General features: G+C 52.4%; 16 protein-coding genes and 1 pseudogene. 14 read left to right on the top strand and 3 right to left on the bottom strand.

Annotated elements, in window-relative coordinates; genetic code table 11:
- Positions 1 to 131: 131 nt before the first annotated feature.
- Together ACFSO0_RS13585 and ACFSO0_RS13590 are read left to right on the top strand one after the other, a co-directional pair.
- Positions 132 to 362 (top strand): annotated as a pseudogene (locus tag ACFSO0_RS13585) (DinB family protein); the annotation flags it as partial.
- A 359-nt stretch (positions 363 to 721) separates the two neighbouring features.
- The gene (locus ACFSO0_RS13590; protein ID WP_376881191.1) at positions 722 to 1114 is read left to right on the top strand and encodes a hypothetical protein; all 393 of its coding nucleotides are present in this window, start codon (positions 722 to 724) and stop codon (positions 1112 to 1114) included.
- Between the two features lie 334 nt (positions 1115 to 1448).
- On the opposite strand, the gene ACFSO0_RS13595 is transcribed toward ACFSO0_RS13590, so the two are convergent.
- The 3 genes from ACFSO0_RS13595 to ACFSO0_RS13605 all read right to left on the bottom strand — a co-directional run bounded on the left by ACFSO0_RS13595 (position 1449) and on the right by ACFSO0_RS13605 (position 4559).
- Positions 1449 to 2270: a DUF6492 family protein gene (locus ACFSO0_RS13595; protein WP_376883186.1), complete on the bottom strand. Its 822-nt coding sequence runs from the start codon at positions 2268 to 2270 to the stop codon at positions 1449 to 1451.
- 367 nt (positions 2271 to 2637) lie between these two features.
- Positions 2638 to 4143: a leucine-rich repeat domain-containing protein gene (locus tag ACFSO0_RS13600; protein ID WP_376881192.1), complete on the bottom strand. Its 1506-nt coding sequence runs from the start codon at positions 4141 to 4143 to the stop codon at positions 2638 to 2640.
- 104 nt (positions 4144 to 4247) lie between these two features.
- The gene (locus ACFSO0_RS13605) at positions 4248 to 4559 is read right to left on the bottom strand and encodes a hypothetical protein (protein WP_376881194.1); all 312 of its coding nucleotides are present in this window, start codon (positions 4557 to 4559) and stop codon (positions 4248 to 4250) included.
- 246 nt (positions 4560 to 4805) lie between these two features.
- On the opposite strand from ACFSO0_RS13605, the gene ACFSO0_RS13610 reads away from it, so the two are divergent.
- The 12 genes from ACFSO0_RS13610 to ACFSO0_RS13665 all read left to right on the top strand — a co-directional run bounded on the left by ACFSO0_RS13610 (position 4806) and on the right by ACFSO0_RS13665 (position 22734).
- A complete protein-coding gene (locus tag ACFSO0_RS13610) occupies positions 4806 to 5669 on the top strand; it encodes a hypothetical protein (RefSeq protein WP_376881195.1) in 864 nt (287 codons plus the stop codon).
- 178 nt (positions 5670 to 5847) lie between these two features.
- Complete coding sequence (locus ACFSO0_RS13615) at positions 5848 to 6246, top strand: HIT family protein (protein WP_376881196.1); 399 nt, start codon at positions 5848 to 5850, stop codon at positions 6244 to 6246.
- 11 nt (positions 6247 to 6257) lie between these two features.
- Positions 6258 to 6581 carry a nucleoside triphosphate pyrophosphohydrolase gene (locus ACFSO0_RS13620; protein WP_376881197.1) on the top strand — a complete coding sequence of 108 codons (324 nt, stop codon included), beginning with the start codon at positions 6258 to 6260 and terminating at the stop codon, positions 6579 to 6581.
- On the top strand, positions 6581 to 9022 hold the full coding sequence (locus ACFSO0_RS13625) for a DEAD/DEAH box helicase family protein (RefSeq protein WP_376881198.1): 2442 nt from the start codon (positions 6581 to 6583) through the stop codon (positions 9020 to 9022). Before ACFSO0_RS13620 ends, ACFSO0_RS13625 begins: the two co-directional genes overlap by 1 nt.
- Before the next feature lie 121 nt (positions 9023 to 9143).
- Positions 9144 to 10196: a Wadjet anti-phage system protein JetD domain-containing protein gene (locus tag ACFSO0_RS13630; RefSeq protein WP_376881200.1), complete on the top strand. Its 1053-nt coding sequence runs from the start codon at positions 9144 to 9146 to the stop codon at positions 10194 to 10196.
- A complete protein-coding gene (locus tag ACFSO0_RS13635; RefSeq protein ID WP_376881201.1) occupies positions 10186 to 11688 on the top strand; it encodes a replicative DNA helicase in 1503 nt (500 codons plus the stop codon). Before ACFSO0_RS13630 ends, ACFSO0_RS13635 begins: the two co-directional genes overlap by 11 nt.
- Positions 11681 to 12412: a DUF6063 family protein gene (locus ACFSO0_RS13640; protein WP_376881203.1), complete on the top strand. Its 732-nt coding sequence runs from the start codon at positions 11681 to 11683 to the stop codon at positions 12410 to 12412. Before ACFSO0_RS13635 ends, ACFSO0_RS13640 begins: the two co-directional genes overlap by 8 nt.
- The gene (locus ACFSO0_RS13645; RefSeq protein ID WP_376881205.1) at positions 12413 to 16858 is read left to right on the top strand and encodes a coiled-coil domain-containing protein; all 4446 of its coding nucleotides are present in this window, start codon (positions 12413 to 12415) and stop codon (positions 16856 to 16858) included. It begins immediately after the preceding gene.
- A 306-nt stretch (positions 16859 to 17164) separates the two neighbouring features.
- Positions 17165 to 17857, top strand: a complete 693-nt coding sequence (locus ACFSO0_RS13650) for an ABC transporter ATP-binding protein (RefSeq protein WP_376881206.1) — start codon at positions 17165 to 17167, stop codon at positions 17855 to 17857.
- Positions 17799 to 18998, top strand: coding sequence for an efflux RND transporter periplasmic adaptor subunit (locus ACFSO0_RS13655; RefSeq protein WP_376881208.1), 1200 nt, complete (start codon positions 17799 to 17801; stop codon positions 18996 to 18998). The genes ACFSO0_RS13650 and ACFSO0_RS13655 overlap by 59 nt, the downstream gene beginning before the upstream one ends.
- Positions 18999 to 19016: 18 nt before the next feature.
- Positions 19017 to 21884: an FtsX-like permease family protein gene (locus ACFSO0_RS13660; protein WP_376883188.1), complete on the top strand. Its 2868-nt coding sequence runs from the start codon at positions 19017 to 19019 to the stop codon at positions 21882 to 21884.
- A gap of 4 nt (positions 21885 to 21888) precedes the next feature.
- Positions 21889 to 22734, top strand: a complete 846-nt coding sequence (locus ACFSO0_RS13665) for an ABC transporter ATP-binding protein (RefSeq protein WP_376881210.1) — start codon at positions 21889 to 21891, stop codon at positions 22732 to 22734.
- Positions 22735 to 22753: the final 19 nt, after the last annotated feature.

Below are 22753 nucleotides of genomic sequence, written 5' to 3' on the forward strand. Positions count from 1 at the left end.
TTGCGGATTATACAGGCATCCGTATAATGGATGTCCCGGGCATTCTATTGTCTTTTTTCAGGTTAGCGAATCATTCGGAAGGTGAATTCCATTCCTTACTTCAATACTAAGGCATTAGGAATTTTCACAGAAAAAAGGAGATAGAATTATCAGAATTATATTTTACCGATTTTATAGATTATGTTCGATCCCTCTCCATAGGAGAGTTAGAGTCGAGACTGATTGACCGAAGTGATGTCGGCTATCAGCGATATTTAGGCGACATGCTTTTACGGATTGCCTACCATGATGCTGTCCATGCAGGTCAATTTTTACAATACTTAAGAATGGTTGGTTTGGAAAGACCTATGATTTGGGACTAAAATTGAAAAGAGCCCCAACAAAGATACGCTAAACTAATATGGACAAGCCGATAAAGCTGCTCTGACCAGGATCTGGTCATCGAAGCGGACCACACGGTGTGGGCGTGGCTGGTGAAAGCAGGCTATCCCTATCTGCGTCGAAAACGTAAGCGCGATTAAAAGTGAGGCCCTCTGGCAGATTATCTGTTGGGGGCATTTTTCATTTAATGAAAGAGTAACCGAAAGGAAAATTCCCGCAATTTGGCAATTTGCTGAATCACTAAGGTCTATTTTTCTCATCGGATTCAACATACTTACTACAAAGTCACTCACCATAGCGTTAAAATTTACCTGATGCCTAATTTAGGAGGAAACTCTTAATGAAATTGAAACTAGCCTTTTTACTTACAAGTCTTCTATTCATGAATAACATTTCATATGCTGCGGCTGACTCTCGTGAGGTAGGAAATTATCCTTCATGTAATGCCATGATTCCTAAAGAATTTGAAGTGTTTGATACAGGTGTTATGGATGCAATCGACAAAATAGACGATGATCTTTATTTGTTAACGCATTACCAAAAAGCAGTAAATCCAACCTATGCCCTTTTGGGAAAAAAGGATAGGAATGTAGTCAAGATAGATATGTGGCAATATGGACCAACAAACGCTTCTTCCTTCGGTATCCTAGACAAGTACGAAGATTATAGTGGGGAATTGTACCTTTTGGTTTACTATGGGGTACCTCATTCAAGTACAAAGAAGTCAGTTTAATCGAGATCGATAAAATTACCACAGAAGAGCTTCCGAATCGAAATGTTTTGGATTTTGCATATAATAGTCCAAAGTTGTGGGTGAGTGTTCTCAATTACTCGACAGAAGGAGTCAAACATGTGCGAACAGATTTATATGATTGGGAACCTGTAACCCATAAGATCATACCCATAAAACAATAAAGGAGACTCTTTATTGGCCATTCATTATTTGAGGGAAATGGGCATGGATGAACAACGAAGCCCTCTGGCAGAGCGATCCGCTAGAGGGCTTTTCTGTGCGGCAATGTCCCGAGACATCAATGATTGCCGCAGACACTTGACTCCGCAGTTCTTCATTTTCTCGCGCGCTTCTTCCGGATATACCAGCTGCGTTTATGAAAGGAGATGGATCTGTATTTCCGGGCCAGCTGGATGATTCGGTTACGAGTGAGGGATGCCGGTTTTGAAGAGAGGCTTTTGTTCAGGGAGCTTCTTACAACCAGATGACCGGGGTAGTGTGCTTTCACAAAGTTACCGTAAGTCTCGAACTCGGAGAAGCCAGCATAGCTCTTCTTGTTGGTCTTCTTGATAATGGCCCAGTACCACCTGGTCTTATGCCTGGCTTCAATTTTACGCTTCAGGTGGGAGAGCTTCGCTTTGTCGAACAGCATATAGTGGGCAACGAAAGAGCGTTTGGCGGCTGGTTTGACTCCTAATAATTTCCTGTAGGTGCGAAAATACTCGGGACGGCTCCAGTTGCGGCAGTAAAAAACGGTTTTCCCGTTGACGAGAAAGATGTGGGGGCGGATGAGAATGGTGTCGGCGTCAATCACAAGATAATACCGTCGCTTGGTCAATTTTCCTCCCGCGAGCTTCAACAATTGCTGGAGCAGCCAGCCGGAGCGATTGGCGCGTTTGGTTTGGTAGCGAATGTCTTTTTTGGCAATCGGCAGGACGCGTTTTTCATTGACGAAGATGCAGTTTTTGCGGCGGCAAAGGGCTTGGATTCGTTTGCTTGGTGGCGATACGACCATGATCTTGCCGATCGGATGCTTCACTTGCTTACGGATGCTGTCAATCACATAGGGAAGAGTGCCAAGGTCTTTCGCAATAGCTGGGATCAGGACGTCGATTTTCATAGAGCTGGTGAAGGTGCTTTTCGCTGAGCGTGTCAACTTCTCAACTCCTTTTCGCCAAGCAGTTTCAAGGCATATGGGTCCAAGCGGGTTGGCCAGAGCAGCCGACTTCCCAGACAGGATATGATTTGCTTTTTCATGGGGAATATGACAGATATGGAAATGCTGAGAAATGTGTGTTTGACTGTCTGCATGAGAGGAAAAATTTGTCATGGATTTCCGGATGAGTTTCCATTCGTTCATGAGTGGACAGTGACGTCAACGACTTTACATGGTGTGGCGGGTATGATGGGCTCGCTTGCCATGTGATGCATGTTTTACTGGCATCTCTCCATCGCAAGAAATCATTTCCGCAATCAGGACGAGCGGCCTCGTGACAACCACGAGGCCACTGTCCATTACATCATTACAATCGAACATCGACGCCTTTTTGTTCCAGCTGTTTGCGGATGCTCATGGCTGCTGCATTCTTGTTCCAATCGATCGGGATTTGAAACAGTCCTGCTTCTTTCAGCGAAGGCAGGGTAGCCAGGGCGTCGATAGCAGAAACTTTCGTATTGTTGATGTACAGCTTCTCCAATGCAGGAAGGCCCGCCAGCGAAGCGATATCCTGGATCGGGTTTTCATCCAGGAAGAGCGTGTTGAGCTGCTTCAGGTTGGAGAAAGAGGGCACGGACTGAATCTGGTTTCCGGCTACGTGCAGGATTTGCAACTGGGTCAGATTCGTGGCAAACTCGATGCTCTTCAAATGCGAATAAGGTATCCCCAGCTCCTGCAAATTTGTCAACCCGGCTAACGGGGTGCCGTCGGCGATGGCCGTGTCTGCCAGGTGCAGATGTGTCAGAGACGTCAAATTTTGCAGGGGAGAAGCATCTTTTACAGGATTTTTATAAATAGCCAGACGCTTCAGTTGGGTCAACGATTGCAAGGGCGAAAGATCGGTGATCTGGTTTTGTTCGAGATCAAGCGTCTCCAGCTGATTCAAGGCGGACAGCGCACGAATATCCTGAACAGGCGCCTGAGCAATCGTCAAGCTCTCCAGTGCGGGAAGGGTCCCTACCGGAGTGATGTCCGAAACGGGCACGCCGGAAATTCGCAGCGTATGTAAATGACGCAGGCCAGCAAGGAAACCGATGTCTTTTGTCTGTACGTTGTCCAGGGAGAGTTCCTCCAAAGCAGCAAGCGAGTTGATGGTCTCCAGGTGCGCCACCTGATTGGCGTTGAGGAACAGATGCTTCAGATTCGTCGCAAATTCCAATCCTTTTAGATCGACAGAAGCGCTCATGATGTTCAAGTACTCCAGCTTGGCCATGTCTTCCTTGGTCAGAGGTCCGTTCGGTTTATTCAGCGTATTGCGGATCGCTTGCTCCAGGCCTTTGTCTGTCAGGAAGGCGGCTGGTTCCGCCGTGGAAATGGACACCGTTCTCTCCTTTGCTGCCCATTCGACTTGCGCATTGAAGCTTTCCGATACGAAACGCAGCGGGACAAGGGTTCTGCCATTGCTGATCTCGGTGGGCGCGTCGAGCTTGACGGGCGACTCGAAGTTTTTGGCGGTCGTCGAATCAATGATGTAGGCGGTCGGGTCACCGATGCGCAGCACAACCTGCGTGCCGTATTTATTGGCGGTCACCATTCGGTTTTTCGGGTCCCAGTCTACCTGTGCTCCCATCACTTCAAAAATTTTGCGAAACGGTACGAGGACTCGTCCATTTTTGATGATGGGTGCTGTATCAAACGATTGAACGACGCCGTTGATCTTGACAACGACATCCGGCTCCTTTGCCAAAGTGACAGGCGGGTTTCCGGACAACAAGATGCCTCCCGCGATCGCCACGCTAAAAATACGGTTCCACATTTTCATCATCGTTTCTTCCTTTCTGTTGCCAAGTGCGATTGCCTTTTTCGCCTTCATGTATATTCACTACCTTTGACTGTCCAGATAGCCAAAATGTTACAAGGAGTTTTATGTTTGGCCCGGGATGATTCATCAGGGAGAGCATGCACCCTCCCTGAAGGTCATGCAGTCCGGTTGCTCTGAAAAATACTTTTTCCTTTAATAGCTTGATAGGCTTTGAAAATTTCTCTCGCGATCTGCAAATTCCCCACCATGGTCCCCAAATCCATGCTGCCCAGGCTGGGGATCATCTGCAGCAGCGCAGGTCTCCTCGTCCTCTCTTTCCTTTTCGCCTTCATCCATTCCTGATAGTACAAGTCCAAGGCCGCTGGATCTTTTCTCACCAGTCGCCGGGAGACATGGTTCTGCTTCAGCCATTTAATAAATTCCGGTGTGAACCGGGCCTGGCTGCCGCTTGGCTGTTGTCTTCTCAAAAGCGTTCCTCCCCTCCAACGTGGCTGCAAAGGAGCGGAAGATCGAACAGCTCCTTTTGCGCATGGTAATACCAGAGATACTTTATGAAAGGATGACGAGGCTTGCTTGTATGGACGCCTGGGGAAGGGGCGCTTTTGCATGAAATAACCCAATCTGTGACTCGTTCATATTGAGTTCACAAAGCCGTTTTACTGTATAAGGGCAGAAGGTCGCAAACCATAATGGGAATATAGGAGTGGGTGAGAATGTATAAGGCAGTTCTTGCAGCGTTGCTTTATATTGGTATCGTGATCGGCGGGTATACCCTCTATGATGGATATTTCGGGGCTCCGCTCGCAGCGGCGGATGGGGCTGGCCATGGCAATGACGGTCATGATGCAGCCACAAATGCAGGCGAACACGAGGGCGGCAGCGAAGAGCACGGTCAGGGCGGTCATGATGAACATGCGGCGGGCGCAGAGGGAAGCAATCAAGTGAGCGCGTATATCCGATCCGACAAGGAAGGGATTGACATTTTCCTGAAAGACAGCAATGGGCTTGCCGTCCATGATCTCGTTGTCAATCATGAAAAGCTTCTCCATTTGATCGTCGTCGATGAGCATTTGCAAAAGTATTACCACTTGCATCCGGAACAGGTCGAGGAAGGAAAATTTCACGTCGGCTATATTTTGCCGGAAGGGTTTTACCGAGCCTTTATTGACATCAAGTCGGAGAAGCTCGCCTATCATGTCGAGCCAATGCCGCTCGTTGTCGGCAATCCCGGCGTTTCTGTCCCGGGGAAAGCGCTGCAGCCGGATTCCGTATTGGAGAAAACGGTTGAGGGAGAGAGCGTCAAGCTGAAAATGAGTTCGTCGAAAACGAATGTGCCGGTTACGCTGTCGTTTGAGCTGGATCAGTCCGCTTTGACGCCGTATCTGGGGGCGATGGGCCATGTCGTCATCCTGGACGAAGAAGCGAATCAATATTTGCACGTCCATCCGATCAACCAGGAAGAGCCTGTGTTTCAAACGGAGTTCAAGAAGCCCGGTGTGTACAAAATTTGGGCAGAGTTTCAGCAAAACGGAAAAGTGCGGGCGTTTCCCTTTGTCGTTCAGATTCAAGGCGAATAGGACAAAAAGGGCATCAATTCAATCGGAGGGATCAGAAACAGGTGATGGGCGGCTGCCGATCGCCTTTTTTTATGGGAGTAGGGCATGCGCGCTCGGAAACTGGCATACATCGATGCAGGAAACGGTTAAACTTGGTAAACTGAAAAGGAAGGTGTTTCTGGAAGGAGAGTAATGACCAATGACAGGACGGGATGGACACCACGAAATCATTTGTCCGTTTTGCCAGATAGAATCCCTCGAAATTGTCCTGGAAAATGACAAGGCTGTTGGCTTCTACGATAAATACCCGGTTCAAAGGGGACATCTGCTGATCATTCCCAAAAGGCATATTTGCACTTATTTTGATGCGGAGAATGAGGAGGTCATGGCGATCCATGATCTTCTGAAAAAAGGGAAAGAACTGATCGATGAAAAATTTGCGCCCGACGGATACAACATAGGCGTCAACGTAGGAGAATTCGGCGGCCAAACGATTATGCATTTACATGTCCATTTGATTCCCCGCTACAAGGGGGATATGGAAGACCCGAGAGGCGGTATTCGCAAAGCAATCCCCAATCTTGTACCTTACCCGTAAAGGAGACTTGTATGCCTATTTATAACAAATTAGTTCGGGACCTTATCCCGGAAATTGTCGCAGATAGTGGAAAAAGAGCGGTGACCCGTGTGCTGACAGAGGAAGAGTATCGGAAAAAGCTGCAAGAAAAGCTGCTGGAAGAAGTAAGGGAGTACATGGAAGCCAGCAGTGCGCAAGACAGCCTGGAGGAATTGGCAGATGTTCTGGAAGTTGTGTACGCTTTGGCCAAAGGTCATGGGTCAACAGTCGAAGAGCTTGAATCCATTCGCCTGTCCAAAAGCATGAAGCGGGGCGGTTTTGAAAAACGACTGTTTCTTCATGAGGTGGAGGATTAATGACGAAAGTAAGACTCATCACAGAAAATCTTCTCGCCGAGTTTATTCATCAGATGAAAAAATCATCCAGCATTTTTCTTCTCTCTTCGTTTGTCATGGAGTCCGGCGTGCGACTGCTGCATCCGCATCTGAAAGAAGCGGCCACGCGGGGAGCAGACGTGAAAGTGTTGGCAGGGGATTATTTATTTGTGACACAGCCGCGTGCTTTGCGGGAGTTGCTTCAGATTGATCCCCGACTGGAACTGCGCTTGTGGCAAAGCAATGGAACCGCTTTTCATCCCAAGGCAGCATTGATGCAATATGAGCAAGAAGACGAGGGTGTACTGATTGTCGGCTCATCTAACATGTCACGCTCGGCGCTAACAGATGGAGTCGAATGGAATCTTCTTATGGAAGCCAAGACTTCCCCGATCACATTTGATGAGGCGCAGCTTCAATTTCTGCAACTGTTTTATCACGAGCAAACCGTATCACTTAACAGCGAGACACTTCTGTTGTATGAAAAAGCGTATGAAGATAACCACAGAGCACTTCTGCCATTGGGAAGGCCGTGGACGGAAACGGAAGAAATAGAAATGACGGTGCCAGCAACCGAATACATGGAGGAATCCAGTTACCACGAAGTAAAAGAGGCGGCCCCCGCGTATGGGGAAGTTGCTCCTCGTCCAGCCCAGCAGATGGCTCTCGAAGAATTGGAAAAAACGGTGAGCGAAGGCTATGCCAAAGCGATGGTCGTGATGGCAACAGGGCTGGGAAAAACGTATCTGGCCGCTTTTTTCGCCAGAAACTTCAAAAGGGTACTATTCGTCGCTCATCGGGAAGAATTGCTTCATCAAGCACGGCGCTCCTTTCTGGAAGTCATGCCGGAAAGAACATGCGGGCTTTATGATGGCAAAAGCAAGGAAGGCCAAGCGGCATCTGTATTTGCGTCAATCTATACCTTGAGCTCCGTGCGACATCTGAAATCGTTTCGTCCAGATGAATTCGACTTGATCATCGTGGACGAATTCCATCATGCGGGAGCAAACATTTATCAACGAGTCATTGACTATTTCCGTCCTTCCTTCTTGCTTGGTATCACGGCTACTCCATACAGGGGGGATGGCAAAGACATTTACGCCGTGTGTGAAGGAAACGTTGCTTTCCAGCTGGATTTCCTGGAAGCGGTGCAACGAGGGTGGCTGGCTCCCTTTTTTTATTACGGCGTTTATGACGACACCGACTATTCCGGGCTTACTTGGCTAGGAACGCGTTATGATGAAGAAGAGCTCATGCAAGTACAATTAAAGGAAGAAATGGCTGAGAAAATATTTGCTGCGTGGTGCAAGCACAAACAGACGAGAACATTGGCATTTTGCTCTTCCATCCGTCAGGCGGAATTTCTGAAAACCTTTTTTCAGCGCAAAGGAATTCGGGCTTTAAGCCTTCACTCAAAAACAAAGGAAATGTCTCGGGCAGAAGCAATCCGGCAGATCGGGGCGGGGCAGCTGGAAGTGATTTTTACCGTGGACCTGTTCAATGAAGGGACAGATATTCCTTCTGTTGACACCCTGCTGTTTGTCCGGCCGACCGAATCCTTGACCGTATTTACCCAACAAATCGGACGTGGACTGCGTTTGCATCCTGGCAAAGCGTATTGCGCCATCATCGATCTGATCGGAAATTACCGAAATGCGGATGTAAAGCTAAGTTTGTTTGATATGAATCACAACGGGGATGGAAAAAGCAGGGAATGGCAGCCTAGCTTGCCCGAAACATGTCATATCGAATTGGAGACGGGCGTAATCAATCTATTGCAAGAACTGGCGCGCATCAAGCAGCCACGGAAAGAAAAGCTGCTGCATGCTTTTGAAGAGGTAAAACGAGACTTGGGGCGTCGCCCAACCTATCTCGAACTTCATTTGCACGGTAGAGAAAACAGCCGGGAGTACAAGCAGGAGTTCAAGTCGTACATTCGCTTTTTGGACTGGGCCGGACAGTTGACCGATCGGGAACGGGAAGTTTTGCATCGGCATGAGCAATGGTTGTACGAGTTGGAGGGCACGAGCATGTCCAAAAGCTACAAAATGATTGTACTGCTTTACATGCTGGGGCGAGGGAGCGAGAGATGGCATCAGCCTGTTACACCAGAAGAAGTGGCGCCATTTTTTCACGGGTACTTGATGGAAAAGGAGTTCCGAAAACAGATTGATTTCTCGGACAAGTCTTCACAGCGATTATGGGTCTACCAACAGGAGGGTGTAGCGAGATTGATCGCCGATATGCCGATGAGCAAGTGGAGCGGCAGTTCCAAAGGATTGGCGGCTTTTGAAAACGGAGTGTTCTCCTTGCGGCTTGACATTGCTCCGGAGGACAAGCAGATTTTGTATGCGTGGACGAAGGAGATTTGCTTGTATCGGCTGCATGTTCATTTTGAGAGGAAGGCGAAGAATTTAAAGTGAAGAATTGGGAATTAAGGTTAGCAACAAAAAATACGAAAAACAGCAATCCCCCCACCCCCGAAAAATTCCCGCCTGCCCCGCCCTCCTCTTGCCCTATAATAGAAAAGGGTGATCCAATTCGATGTACGAAACATTTCTCAAGCATCTAAAGTCCTGTAAAAACATAAAAATATCCCTCGGCCAGCTCGAAACTTGGGCTGATCCGCAGACAACGTACCTGCAATTTCACCAGACCATGCAAGCATTGCTGGACAACCAGATTCTCATTCCTGTCCGCAGTTCCGGGACGAACGTCAAAAATCCGCCGCTTCCCATGACTTACCGCATCCAGAAATCCGTGCTTTCGCAGCCGATCAAGCAAGAAATAAAACAAGCGCAGCTGCACTTTCATCCGAGTATCAGGCTGGACGTCTATTTTCGTCTGGCTGAATCGAGATGGAGAAAAGATTTGCCGTACATCCGGCAAGTGCACAACTATCTCACCAAGCAGGGATTTCCGCAGAGCGAAGCGACGGCGCCTGAGCGTTCTTTTCACCTGGTGGGGGACGAAAAGTGGATCGATGAGAAGGGAGGACGCAAACTGCTGGAGACGATCGGGCTATGGGAGCAGTTGAAGATTGCGACCATGCCTGATCCGCTTATGTTTGCGGTCCATCTGCGGCAGGCTGCAGAAAACCAGGGTGCGTACCGCCACTTGATCGTCGAAAACAAAACCACTTACTACGCGATACTGCCCATCCTCACGTCGCTTCCCTTTGCGACCTTGATTTACGGAGCGGGCTGGAAGGTCGTCTCGGGAATCGACGGCTTGTCAGAGCAGCTGGGGGTGGAACGGGACGCACGCCATGTGTTTGAATATTTTGGCGACCTGGATCATGAAGGCTTGGCGATCTGGCATGCGCTTTTCCAAAAATGCGGGGCAGTGCCGGCAGTTGAACTGTACCGGGCATTGCTCGGGCAGGAGCCATCTGGCGGAAATGAAGGACAACGCGTGAACAAAAAAGCGCTGGAACATTTCGCTGCGTTCTTTGCGGACGCAGAAAGCAGGCAAATTTCGGCGTTGCTGGCAAACAAAGAGTATTTGCCGCAAGAAGCGATTCCGGCAGAGGCATTGCGGGACAGGCTGCTCGCTTCGGGAGCAGGGGGATGGGAGGAGAACGATAGTGGAACATGAGCAGCTGGAAAGTGTGCTGGACGGCTACAAGGAGCGTATCCAGCGTCTCGCTTTGTTTGATCCTTTGCACAAGCTGGATGCCAAGCGGGAAAAAGATCGGCAGGAGCGGCCCATCGATATGTTCGGGTTGGGGCTGCTGGCTCTCTTGTTCTTTTTTGAAAATATGTTAATCCGCAACAAGAAGACGGGAGTGCAAGAGCTTGCCGCCTTTCTCATGAAGATGAACCAGGGGGAAATCGACCTGGACGATGGGGGATTCGAGAAACTGGCGCGGACGATTGTGGAGACATTCCGGCCTGCGAGCGGCAAACGCAACTACCGGAGCTTTTACAATTGGGAGACGCGGCAGATGGACAAGGTGGAGTTTTCGATCTTGAAAGCGGAGAGGGGAGATATAGCGGCCAACAAGCAGTATTACTCGCTCGATGAAGACGGGCTGGAGCTGGTTTTTGCCACCAAGGAGTTTTTCCGGGAGTTTCATTTGTCGATCAATCAATTGCTGCTGCGAAAACAGCTGGAAAAAGGCGAGTTCGCAGGAGCGCTCCGGCAAATCAGCGAGATGCGCATAGATGTAGAAGCTTTGCAGGAGCGCATGGTGCGGATGAAGCATGAAGTGCAGCGCAACATTATTTCGGAAGAGACATATTTGCGCTACAAGCAAGTCATTGAAGACATCCATGTGCGTCTCACGAGAGAGCATGAAGAATTTCACGAGCTGCAAGGGTTTGTCGATGAAACGAAAGAGCGTCTCCTGTACGAGCGCAAAGGAGAAAAGGAGCAGCGGGCGTACGAGTATATTTTGCGGATCGACCGGGAACTGGGAGAGGTGCACTTTGCCCACACCCAACTGTTGAAAGACAGCATCGCGCTGAAAACGACCGCTCTGCAGGCGGCGCAGGAAACACTCTATCATGTGGCTTTGCAATCTTTCAATTTTGACCAGGAAATCGTCGCCCGCCTGAGCTCTTCCCCTCTCCCGATGACCGCGACGAGAACATTGCTTGTGCCGTTTCTTTCACTGGAGCAGCATTCGGGCTGGTCGCCGCTGGCGGTGTTTGAAAAACAGCGGGTGGGCGGCGACCAGGAGGAGGAAGGTCAGGACGATTTTGAAGATGTAACGGAAGAAGAGAAGCAGGAGCAGACAATCGTCCAGCAGCAAAACTTCGGTAAAATCATGCGCTATGTTCTTGGTGTTCTCGGCGAGCAAGGAGAGGTCACATTGTCGCAAGTTGCCCGGCATATGCGGGAAAACGGACACGAGCACTGGTTGCATCATCGTTCCTTTTACGACTTTTGGCTGCTGCTGCATCAGCGCTCCCCGTTGAAAAAGGCGAGAGAAGAGGAAGATCATCATTTGCTGGGGGAAGTGACGGCCCTGCTGCAGCCCGGGCAGCGCATCCAGGTAATCGAGCTGGCGGAGCACCTGCAGCTCACGAAGCGATTTGAAATACAAGATATGAAGCTACGCAGGGAGGAGAGTTCCGATGTATGACAACGAACAGGTGCTGGCCGCCTTTCGCATTTATTCCCAGCTCAGCCGGGACGGGCAAGCCGATACGGAAAGCATGAGAATGTACGTCGGCAATGACGTGATCAGGGGGTTGGTGGAGCAGTTCGCGCGCGAAGTGGATTGTGCCGTCATCCCGGCAGGGGACAAGCTGTACATGGTCCCGATCGCGGTAAGCTCTCCGTTCCATTTAAAGAATGCCACACTGAAAAAAGAATACTTGCCCGCCAAGGCAAAAAACATCGATTTGTACATGATGTACGTAGCCATCCTCATTTTGTTCGGCGAGTTTTACGACAGCTACCACTCGACGGAAATGACGCGGGACTTCATCACTTTGGGAAGCTGGTTGGAGAGCATCGATGCGCGCATGCAGACATTGAAGGAGCACGGCCCGGAGCGGTTGCAACAGCTTGACGCCGATTATGAGTACAACTGGAGTCTGCTGGTGGAGAAATGGGAGGCTATCGATGATTTGCGCGAGTCCTCCAGGCAGCAGGATGGACGGACGAACAGCCGCCTGGGATTTTTGTCTCTCGTCCAGAACTTTTTGCGGGAGCAAGGTCTGATCGCGGATTTGGGGAATCAGGAGCTGACACTTACGGAAAAAGCCAAGACGATTATTCAGCGGTACTACATGGACGCGGATTACAACCGGGGGATTCTGGACTTCATTTCCGGGCTGGAGAAGCAGAAGGAGGGAGCGTAAATGCCCGTCATTTCCAAAATTCGCTTTACCAATGTGATCTATGAGGGCGGAAGCAAGCGCTATAACGATGAGACGTTCGTCTTTGACGGGCATAACGGGGCGATTTTGCTCGAAAATGGCGGAGGGAAAACCGTCTTTATCCAGACGGCCCTGCAAGCCGTGCTGCCGCATCAAGAATTGGCGGGACGCAAAATCAGGGAGACGTTATCCTTGGCCGGCACTCCTGCTCATATCGCCATCGAGTGGATTACCGGCGATTCTCCCCGCCGTTACGCCCTGACCGCTGTCACCTTGTTTTTGCACAACAACGACCTCGATTCGCTGCGCTATGTGTGTGAATACGAAGAGGGAAGCCCACATTCGATCGACGACATTCCCTTTTCCAAGGAAGGAGTGTTTGGGCGGAAGCGGCCGGCAGATAAGGGAGAAATGCAGGAATACTACGCGCAGATGAGCTCCCGGCATATGAATGCGCATACGTTTGCGACGATCAAGGAGTACCATGCCTATCTGGAAGAGCATTTCCAGCTAATCCCCGCCGAGTGGCGCAAAATCGCAACGATAAACGGAGCAGAGGGCGGCGTGGAGATTTTTTTCGACGATTGCAAGACGACGGATCAGCTGGTGTCGCAGCTGTTGATCCCTACGGTGGAAGAGGCGATCAACGGCAACAATGGCGAGGCCTTCGCGGAAATTTTTGAAAAGCAGCGGGAGCAGTTCAAGCAGAGCAAGCAGCTCCGTATGCAGATCCAGGAGTGTCAGCTGCTGGAGATGTATGTGCAGCAATATCAACAGGTGTTTGCCAAGTATCAGGAATCGAGAGACTTGCTCGAACGGGAAAAGGAATGGACAAAGGCGCTGTTTCAGCACGCTCGTAACGAGCTTTTGCTGGTGACAGCGGAGGCGGAAAAAATCGAGAGCCAGCTTTCTGAACTGCAGAGAAAGCGCCATATTCTCCAGCGGAAAAAGGCATCCCGGGATATTGCAGCCCAGGAAGCTGTCGTGAAGCAATGCGGCACTGAATGGCGTGAGGAATCGCAAAAGCTGGAAAAATTGACGCAGGAAGCCGAACGGGCGGAACACCACCAATACACACTGGAATACGCCAAATACCAGTCACAAAAGCAGGTGGCCGAAGAAAAGCGGGCTCTGGCCGAATCGCTGATCGCGAGGCTGGATGAAGAACAGGATATTTCCCAGATCAAAGAGGCGCTTGAGCGGACGAACCGAGAGATTCGCGGACATTACGACCAGGCGGAAAAAGAGTTGAAACAGCAGGAGAGCATGATCCGCAGCCAGCTGGACAGTCTGCTCCAGCAAAAAAAGGCCAGACGAACCGAAAGCGAACAAGAGCGGGAACGCCTTGAAGCAAACAAGCGCAAGCAAGCAGCCGTGCGCGAGCGGATGGAAGGCGCTTCCAAAAACCAGCAGAGAATAGCTGGGAATATTTTGAGCAATCCGCTCCGCGAAACCGTCGAAGAAAGCATCCCTATCTGGCAGGAAGAACAGAGGAAAAATCAGGAGAACCAAAGCCTTTACCAGCAGCACATCAAAGCGTGCGAGGAACAGCAGGCAAAGCTGGAGGGCAGGCTGGAGGAGACGCGCAAGGAGCTTTTGTCCTGGCAAGAGCAGGCAAATCATTGGATGCTGCAGTGCGTGGAAGCCGAGAAGCAACAAAAGGCTGTCCTGGCAAGCCTGATCGAACAGATCCCCAGACTTGCCTACCTTGACTCGCTCTACACCAGACAGGAGAGCGTAACCCAAACGGTAATGGATAAGGCGGCGATTCTGGAGCGGGAGAAAGAAGAGGCCTTCTTGCGGGAGCGGCAAGTGACGAGGCTGCACGATGAATACGCGAAGGGCGATGTGTATGCGGCCGACCCCGAATTGGCTGCGCTTGTTGCCAAATGGAGTGAGTCGTTTCACTATCTGGAAACCGGACCGCAGTTTCTCCAGGGTGTGTTGCAGCGCGGGGAGATGGCGTTGGAAACGCTCACCGCCCGTTTCCCCTACTGGGCCGCAGCTTTGATCGCGACCGAACAGGAAATCGAGCAACTGGCTGCAAAGCTGCAAAAACACGCAGACTTGCTGCGCACTCCTGTCATCCTCCTTTCCTTGCAGGAAGCGCGAAAATGGCTGGAAGCAGGCGAAAACGATTCATTCTCGTACCGCCAAATCATTCCTAGTCATTGGCAGGACAATCTGGACCCGGAACGGTTTGAGAAGTGGAAGCAGGAACTGCTGGAAAAAGCAGCTGAAGTCATTCAAGTACGCAAAGACAAGGAGGCCGCATTCCAGAAGCTGTACCAGCTGAAAAATGAGCTTATCCGTTTTTATACAGACTATCCGCAGACGCGGTACGCTGACTGGACGCGGCAGCGAGACGAATGCCAGGCGCACAGAGATCGTTGTCTGAAGGAAATCGCGAGTCATACGGAGCAAATCAAGAAGCTCGAGCAGGAAAGAAAGCATTACAGCGACAAGCTGTCCGAGGAAAAAGGGTGGGAGCAGACGTTGGGCTATCGCCTGCAAGAGGCGCAGCTGTATATGCAGGAGAAAAAAGTATGGGAGGACGCGAAACAACAAGAGGATGAGCTCTTGCGCGAGGAGGAGCTTTTGCAGCAAAACTTGCAAGTGCTGGGCAAGGCGTTGAAAGCATTGGACGCGCAGGAATACGAGCTGCAGGAAGAGCGGGAAGAGAAGGCCATGGCTTTGGCCCAGCTACGCGGAGAGTGGCTCTATGGACAGGTGAGGGACTTCCAGCCGCGCTCGCCCCGTTTCTCCTTTGAACGATTGCGAGCGGAGCGCGAGGAATTGACGAATACGTTGCGCGATCGGCAAGCGAGCCGCGCGGAATTGGAGCGGGAAATCGAGCGTCTGAAAAAGGAGATCGAGGCGAATCAGCGGGGAATGGATCTGGTGCTGGTCAAGCTGGTTCGGCCGTTGGAGCATCCGGTCGTCTATCCAGTGGATGGGGAAGTCCAGTATGAACGTACGGTCAGGAAGGTCGCAGAATTGAAAAAAAGGGTCGAAACCCAGCGCGACGTGACGGAAGAGCGGAACAATCGCTTGTCTGAACAAAACGGCCGCCTGGTGACATTGCAGGAGAAGTACGCGGAGCAATTTGGCGACGAGCCGCTGGATACGTTTGAAGGCGATCTCGAAGACGTGCAAAAAAGATTGGACCAGGAGGAAGCGGATACGGTTGCGAAGCAGGAGTATTTGCTGACGCAAAAGCAGACCCTTCGCCTGGCAGCCAAAGAGCTGGAGGATACCATCCGGGAACTGGAGGTCAAGAACGGAGCTTACCGTTTTGCCGAAGCTGCCGTTGCGGATGTCCCGGTGTTGGAAGAAGAGCTGCTCGCCTTTCCATACCAACGGATGGCCACCGCGCGAAAGCGAATCCGGGCGCTTTCCCGAAAGCAGGAGGCTGAACAGCAGGAATTAGGGAAGGTCGCGGCTGAAAAGGACCGATTCAGGCAATTTTGCGAAAGGCAGATCCAAAATCACAAATTGCGGAATACAGCCATCGCCGGAATCCAGAACAAGCAGGAATTTTACGAGGTGCAGGAATGGGCGGACACGTTGACCAGGACGATCGCCACCAGTATCCGGGTGCTGGAGGATAACCTGCAAGGCCGGGACAAAGAACTGCAAGATTTCATTACAATCGTGCACACCCATTTGCAGCGAATTGCCGTCGAGCTGAAGACGATCCCGAAAAAGACGAGCGTACAAGTGGAGAGTGGCAGGAAGGAAGTATACAGCTTCCATGTCCCGGAATGGAAAGAGGAGATCGGAAAGCAGCTTCTCCGTCAGCACGTCGACTGGATGCTGAACCGGCTGGACGGGGACGAGTACAAGGACGCGGAAGGGAAGGAGGACGCAGGAAAAATGAAGAAGTTCATCTACACGTCTCTGCAGTCCAAATCGCTCCTTGGCATCGTCATGGGAAATGACAGCATTCGGGTGAAGTGTCGGAAGGTAAGCAAAGACGGACAAGTGAGCGGGGCGCTCTCCTCCTGGGAAGATTCAAACAAGTGGTCCGGCGGGGAAAAGTGGAGCAAAAACATGACGCTCTTTTTGGGTATCCTTAACTACCTGGCGGAAAAGCGCCAGCATATCCAGCAAACGGGCAAGCGTTTTCGGACAGTCATCGTAGACAATCCGTTCGGCAAGGCCTCCAGTGAACACGTGCTGGACCCTGTTTTCTTCATCGCCAACGAGTTAGGCTTTCAGCTTATTGCCCTGACCGCTCATGCCGAGGGCAAATTCATCCGGGATTATTTTCCCGTCGTATACAGCTGTCGTTTGCGCGCATCTGCCAGCGGCGAAGCCTTGATCATGACAAAGGAGCGGGAGATCAAACACGCCTTTTTCCGGGATCATGATCCGTATTCACTGTTGCGGCTGAGCGAGCATGAGCAGCTGACTTTGTTTACGTGAGCAGGACGCTAAGGCACAACGGAGAAGAAAGCGGCATTGGTCCGTACATTCTCATTTGCGTTTGTGGTCGCATAGGAGACAGGCTGTTCCCGCAACACGCGCGGAGCAGCTTTTCCATGCGGTTGGCGAGGACGGAATGCGCCCCTTTCAGCAGGATGCGGAGATGAGCAGCCTCCGGTTTTGTTGAGAGTGGCGCGTTTTTTATATTTTTTTACATTCATTTATTATGGTTTTATCGATTCAAATTATTTTTTAAGTTATGATAATATCCGAATAATTCTGTCAGAAAATGGTGGGGGTAGCATCTTGGAGCCGATTGTAGAGACAAAAGGGGTGAAACGCCTCTATGGAACTGGCCCGACTGCTGTGCATGCCCTGCAAGGAGTGGAGCTGCGGGTACAGGCTGGGAGGCTGGTTGTGCTCAAGGGCAGGTCCGGATCAGGCAAGACGACGCTGCTGAATTTGCTGGGCGCACTGGATCGGCCGACTGCCGGAGAGGTCTTTTTTCAGGGAAAGGAAATCGGCAGCCTGTCAGAAAAGGAACGAACCTGGCTGAGAAGAAACCGCATGGGCTTCGTCTTCCAATCCTTTGGCCTGTTTCCGCTCATGTCTGCGGCGGAAAATGTGGAATTCAGCCTGCGCCTGTCCGGCGTATCTTCCAGAGAGTGGGCAAAGCGGGTCGAGCAGGCACTGGAGCGGGTCGGTCTGGGGAAACGCGCCCAGCATCGCCCGTTTGAAATGTCCGGCGGCGAGCAGCAGCGCTGTGCGATTGCCCGCGCAATCGTGCATCGGCCTGCTTTGCTGCTGGCAGATGAGCCGACGGCGGAGCTGGACAGCCGGATGGGGCTTGCGATCAGCAGGTTGTTCCGCAGTCTGGTGGAGGAAGACGGGATGAGTATTGTGATGACCACTCATGACCCAAGTGTGATGGAGGTGGCCGATGATGTATACGAACTGGAAGACGGTTGTATCCGCAGCTGGCAGCAAGCCAATTCCTAAGCGGGCGGTCTGGCTGGCGGCTTCCTTTTCGCTGCTTTTGTCGGGATGCTCGCTGTTTCCCAAGGAGGAACCGATTCTGGCCCCTCCGCTGGTAGAGCCTGCTCCCGTTCAGTACGAGGTAGCCAAGGTAGAGCGCGGGACGATCGTGAAAAGCGTAAAGGGAAGCAGCACGATTACGACGGCAGACAGACGGGAGCTGTTTTTCAAAGAGACGAAAGGGCTGCGCCTCCAATCGTTTTCCGTCAAGAGCGGCGACCAGGTGAAAAAGGGACAGGTGCTGGCAGAGCTGGACGCAGCTGAACTGGAGCGGGAGATTGTAACTGCGCGCTACGAGGTCGACAAGGCGAAGCTGGAGCTATTGGAAGCACAGCGCGGGCGTCCTTATGAAGTGGAGAAGGCCAAGCTCGATGTGCAGGAGGCGGAAATGAACGCCAAGGCGAGCGAGACCAAGCTGGCAGCCATCGAGTGGGAGAAGGCGAAGCTGTCCCTGGCTGCCCTGCAGGACCCGAAAGAGCGGGAGTACGAGGTAGAGCGAGCCAAGCTCAATTTGCAGCAAAAACAGGTCGAGTTGGCCAATCTCGAAAGCAGATGGACGGAAACCAGGCTCGTCTCCCCGATCGACGGCACGGTTTTGTTCGTCAGCAATGTACAGGTGGGAGACGAAGTGGACGCTTACCAGAAGCTGGTGACCGTCGGTGATCCGACCAAGCTGCATGTCCTCTATTCTGCACCGGACAAGGAGGCGCTAAAGGATGTGCAGGAAGGGATGAAGGTCTCCTTGACGATTCAGGGAGGAAAGAAGGCACAAGGTGTCGTGGTGCAGACGCCGCGCAGTGTCCCTTCCGGATTGCCGGAGGACGTGGCGGAACTGTATCAACGGAGCTTGCTCATTTTCCCTGGTAAGCTGCCGGAGGGCGTCCAGCTCGGGACTCCTGTCACCATCGAAGTCATCCTGGAGCAAAAGGAGCAGGCGCTCATCATTCCGAAACAAGCGCTGCATGAATTTTCGGGCAGGAAGTACGTCAAGGTGCTGGATGGCAAGACGAAAAAAGAAGTGGATGTCGAAATTGGCATCCAAAACAACACGCAGGCAGAGATCATTAGCGGACTGGCGGAAGGTCAGCTGGTGATCCTGGAATAGGGGGAACAGCGAGTGGCCATGTTGCAAATGATTTTGCGGAAACTGCTGAACAACCGCTGGCTCGCCATCAGCCTGCTATTGGGACTGGTCGTTGCCGTCGGACTCGTGTCCAGCATACCGGCCTTTACAGCAGGCGTGCTGCAGCGGTTGTTGACCAAGGAGCTGGAAGCCTACCAGCAAACAGTGAAGCATTTCCCCGGCGGATTGCTCGTGTCGATCAACCGCAATGAGCTTCACGAGCGAGATGGCGAGCTGTTTGACCGGGTGTCCGCCTATTTGGACGAGCAGGTCGTCGATTCGCTTGGGGTGCCGCTGTACGACCGCGTGACGGTCTTGCGGACCATTCCGTATGCGGCCGTCCGGAGCGGGCAACCAGGTCCGGCACAGGCGGAAGAGGCGCCCCTCTACGCATTGAGCGGCCTTGCTCAGCATATCGAGCTGGTCGATGGACGGCTCCCGGAAAAAGAGCCGGTCGATGGCGTCTACGAGGCGTTAGTGACGGAAAAAGCGTTGAAAGAGCGAAAGATGGTGCTGGGGAGTGTCTATGAATTATCGCAGACCCGCGGCGGTCAAACCAAGGGCCAGACGATTTTGGTAAAGCCGGTCGGCGCCTTTTCCGAAAAAGCGGGCAACGATCCGTACTGGTTCGCGGCTGCAAGCGAGTATACCAAAGGCTTCGTGCTGGATGACGAGCTGTTTCGCCAATCCTTTTTGCAGGAAAAGAACCAGGTAACAGCTGCGCGGATGTACGTGGCCTTCCGCTACCAGTCGTTTCGCGTCAACGACAAGGAAAAGCTCATGTCCGTCGTTCCCGCCATCGAGGGCTATCTGCAGAAGCAAGGGCTGAAAAAGTCGGAATTCGGCGTCAACTTCCCTGTCAGCAGCATCTTGAACAAGTACGAGGAACAAAGCCAGAAGTTCAGGACGATTCTCTGGTCGTTGTACATTCCCATTTTTGTCATGCTCGGATTGTACCTGGTCATGGTGGCCGGATTGATTGTCGAGCGGCAGCGAACGGAGATTGCCGTGCTGGGCAGCCGCGGGGCAGGGCGGATGCAGGTGATTGCCATCTATCTGGTCGAGCTCGTGATACTCGGTGCAGTCGCTTTGCTGATCGGTCCGTTCGCAGGGGTCGGACTAAGCAAGCTGCTCGGCGTGTCCAACGGCTTTCTCCAGTTTGTGGACCGGACCAGCCTGGACATCTCGCTGGATGGCGATGTGTTTGCCTACGCCGGCTGGACGGTGCTTGGCTGTGTCGCTCTCATCCTGGGGGCAGTCGTCTTGGCTACGCGGCAAAACATCGTGACCCACAAGCAAGCGGCAGCGAGAATGACGGGAACATCCATCTGGCACCGCCTCTTTCTCGATGTTTGGCTGCTGCTGATCGCCGGGTACGGCTGGTATTCCTGCCAAAACAGCGGAGCTGGGAACGAAGGGCAAGGCATTTTCTCTGTCGATTTTCTGCTCTTTTTCGTGCCTGTATTGTTCTCGCTCGGGTTCGGCCTGCTTTGTCTCAGGCTGTATCCTTTGCTGATCCGAATGGTGCAGCGGCTGGGACGGCGCATTTGGCCGCTTTCCTTGCACACCGCACTGGTTCAGGTAGGCAGGGCATCGCGGCAATACCAGTTTCTCATGTTGTTTGTCACGATAACGGTAGCGGTCGGGATGTTCAGCGCAAGCACCGCACGGACAATCAACCAGAATGCCGAGGAGCAGATTCGCTATGGCAACGGTGCAGATGTGCGCTTTCAGGCGGATTGGAACAGCGATGAGGTGAAGGTGCTGCTGCACCGGGGGCCGCGCAGCGGGGGAGAAGGGGCAGAGACGGATGTCAACGTTCCCGAGGCCCCTCCCATTCAGTACGAGGAACCGGATTTTGCGCCCTACACACGGTTGCCCGGTGTAAAGCACGCTGCCAAAGTATACGTGAATGAACTGGCAGAAGCGCGGTATGACGATGACAAGGTTTCCGAAGTGACGCTGATGGGAATCGACCCCAAGGAATTTGGGCAGACCGTCTGGTGGAAACCGGCTCTTTTGCCCCACCATCTCAACGAATATTTGAATCTTTTGGCGAAGGAGCCGAGCGCTGTAGTGATTTCGCGAAGCCTCGCGGAACAGCTGGGCGTTTCGGAAGGGCAGACGATCGAGATGGGGTGGAAGCAATCGCGAAAGGTCGAAGTGATCGTGTACGCCATCGTCGACTACTGGCCAGGGTGGAGCCCGGTTCCGGAGCAGGTGACGTATGGAAAGAAGGAGCATTCGTATCTGATCGTGGCAAATCTGCCGTTTGTGCAGGATAAAATGCGCGTGGAGCCGTATGAAGTATGGCTCAAAATGAAGCCGGACGCGTCTTCGGAGGATCTGTATGCCGGGCTATCCGGCCTTGGCGTTCGGCTCGTCTCGCTGGACAACGCCAGGCAAAAGCTGATCGAGCTCAAGAACAGCGCGTTTTACCTGGGGCTGAACGGCGCTCTTACGCTCGGGTTTCTTTTGTCGATGCTGATTACGTTTCTCGGCTACATCCTGTACTGGGTGCTCACACTAGGAGCGCGCAAGCTGCAGTACGGAGTATTTCGGGCGATGGGAATGCCGTTTGGTCAGCTGACTCGCATTCTTGCCTGGGAGCAGCTGCTGACGTTTGGCTGGGCGTTTTTCATGGGCATGACAGCAGGAAAGCTGGCAAATCTGCTGTTTCTGCCTGCCCTTGGGCTGTATTTGCAGGCACAGATGCAGGTTCCTCCGTTCGCGATCGTGACGAACAAGGGGGACGAATGGGTGATCCAATCGTTCGTCGGGCTGACGCTCCTGACAGGTGTCGCAATTTTGTGTGCGATGCTGTCCCGACTGCAAATCCATCAGGCTGTGAAGCTGGGGGAGGACTGATCGCGTGATCGTTTGCGAAAATCTGGTCAAGATTTACAAGGCAGCCGATCTGGAGGTAGTGGCGCTGCAAGGTCTGGACCTGAAAGTGGAAAGCGGCGAGCTGATGGGAATCATCGGCAACAGCGGCAGCGGCAAATCGACACTGTTGAACATGCTGGGAGGGCTGGACCGCCCTTCTGCGGGGAAGCTGTATGTGGCGGGCAAAGACCTGTTCCGCATGACGGAGCGCGAGCTGGTTCAGTACCGCTTGCGAACGGTCGGCTTCGTGTGGCAGAACAACGCCCGCAACCTGATCCCGTACTTGACTGCGCAGCAAAACGTGGAGCTGCCCATGCTGCTCGGAGGCAAGCGAAAGCGGGAGAGAGCCGTGGAGCTGCTTGAACTGGTCGGACTCGGCCATCGCCGCAAGAACAGGCTGAGCGAACTGTCCGGAGGCGAGCAGCAGCGGGTCGCCATCGCCATCGCTCTGGCGAACGAGCCGCAGCTGCTACTCGCAGATGAACCGACCGGCAGCGTGGATACCAAAACAGCCGCGCTCATCCTGGACCTGTTTCAGGAGCTGAATCGGTCGCTTGGGCTGACCATAGTGATCGTCACGCATGACATGGCTCTGGCTCGCAAGGTGGAGCGGGTAGTGGCGATCCGGGACGGGAAAACATCCAGCGAGCTGCTGCGGCGAAAGAATGACGATCTGCCGCAGGAAGCGGAAGAGCACGAGGAGCTGGCTGTACTGGATCAGGCGGGCCGCGTGCAGATTCCCCGCGAATATCTCGAGGCAATCGGAGCGGGAGGGAAACTGCGAATCGAGAGGGAAGATGGAAGGATCATCCTGCTGCCGGCAGAAGAATGACGTTTGCATCAAACGTTTG

It is taken from the genome of Brevibacillus sp. GCM10020057, assembly GCF_042683565.1.
Taxonomy (GTDB): domain Bacteria; phylum Bacillota; class Bacilli; order Brevibacillales; family Brevibacillaceae; genus Brevibacillus.

Coding starts and splice junctions, on each gene's coding strand:
- ACFSO0_RS13610 (WP_376881195.1), top strand. CDS start 4,806: ATGTATAAGGCAGTTCTTGCAGCGTTGCTTTATATTGGTATCGTGATC.
- ACFSO0_RS13640 (WP_376881203.1), top strand. CDS start 11,681: ATGTATGACAACGAACAGGTGCTGGCCGCCTTTCGCATTTATTCCCAG.
- ACFSO0_RS13590 (WP_376881191.1), top strand. CDS start 722: ATGAAATTGAAACTAGCCTTTTTACTTACAAGTCTTCTATTCATGAAT.
- ACFSO0_RS13620 (WP_376881197.1), top strand. CDS start 6,258: ATGCCTATTTATAACAAATTAGTTCGGGACCTTATCCCGGAAATTGTC.
- ACFSO0_RS13615 (WP_376881196.1), top strand. CDS start 5,848: ATGACAGGACGGGATGGACACCACGAAATCATTTGTCCGTTTTGCCAG.
- ACFSO0_RS13630 (WP_376881200.1), top strand. CDS start 9,144: ATGTACGAAACATTTCTCAAGCATCTAAAGTCCTGTAAAAACATAAAA.
- ACFSO0_RS13600 (WP_376881192.1), bottom strand. CDS start 4,143: ATGAAGGCGAAAAAGGCAATCGCACTTGGCAACAGAAAGGAAGAAACG.
- ACFSO0_RS13660 (WP_376883188.1), top strand. CDS start 19,017: ATGTTGCAAATGATTTTGCGGAAACTGCTGAACAACCGCTGGCTCGCC.
- ACFSO0_RS13655 (WP_376881208.1), top strand. CDS start 17,799: ATGATGTATACGAACTGGAAGACGGTTGTATCCGCAGCTGGCAGCAAG.
- ACFSO0_RS13625 (WP_376881198.1), top strand. CDS start 6,581: ATGACGAAAGTAAGACTCATCACAGAAAATCTTCTCGCCGAGTTTATT.
- ACFSO0_RS13645 (WP_376881205.1), top strand. CDS start 12,413: ATGCCCGTCATTTCCAAAATTCGCTTTACCAATGTGATCTATGAGGGC.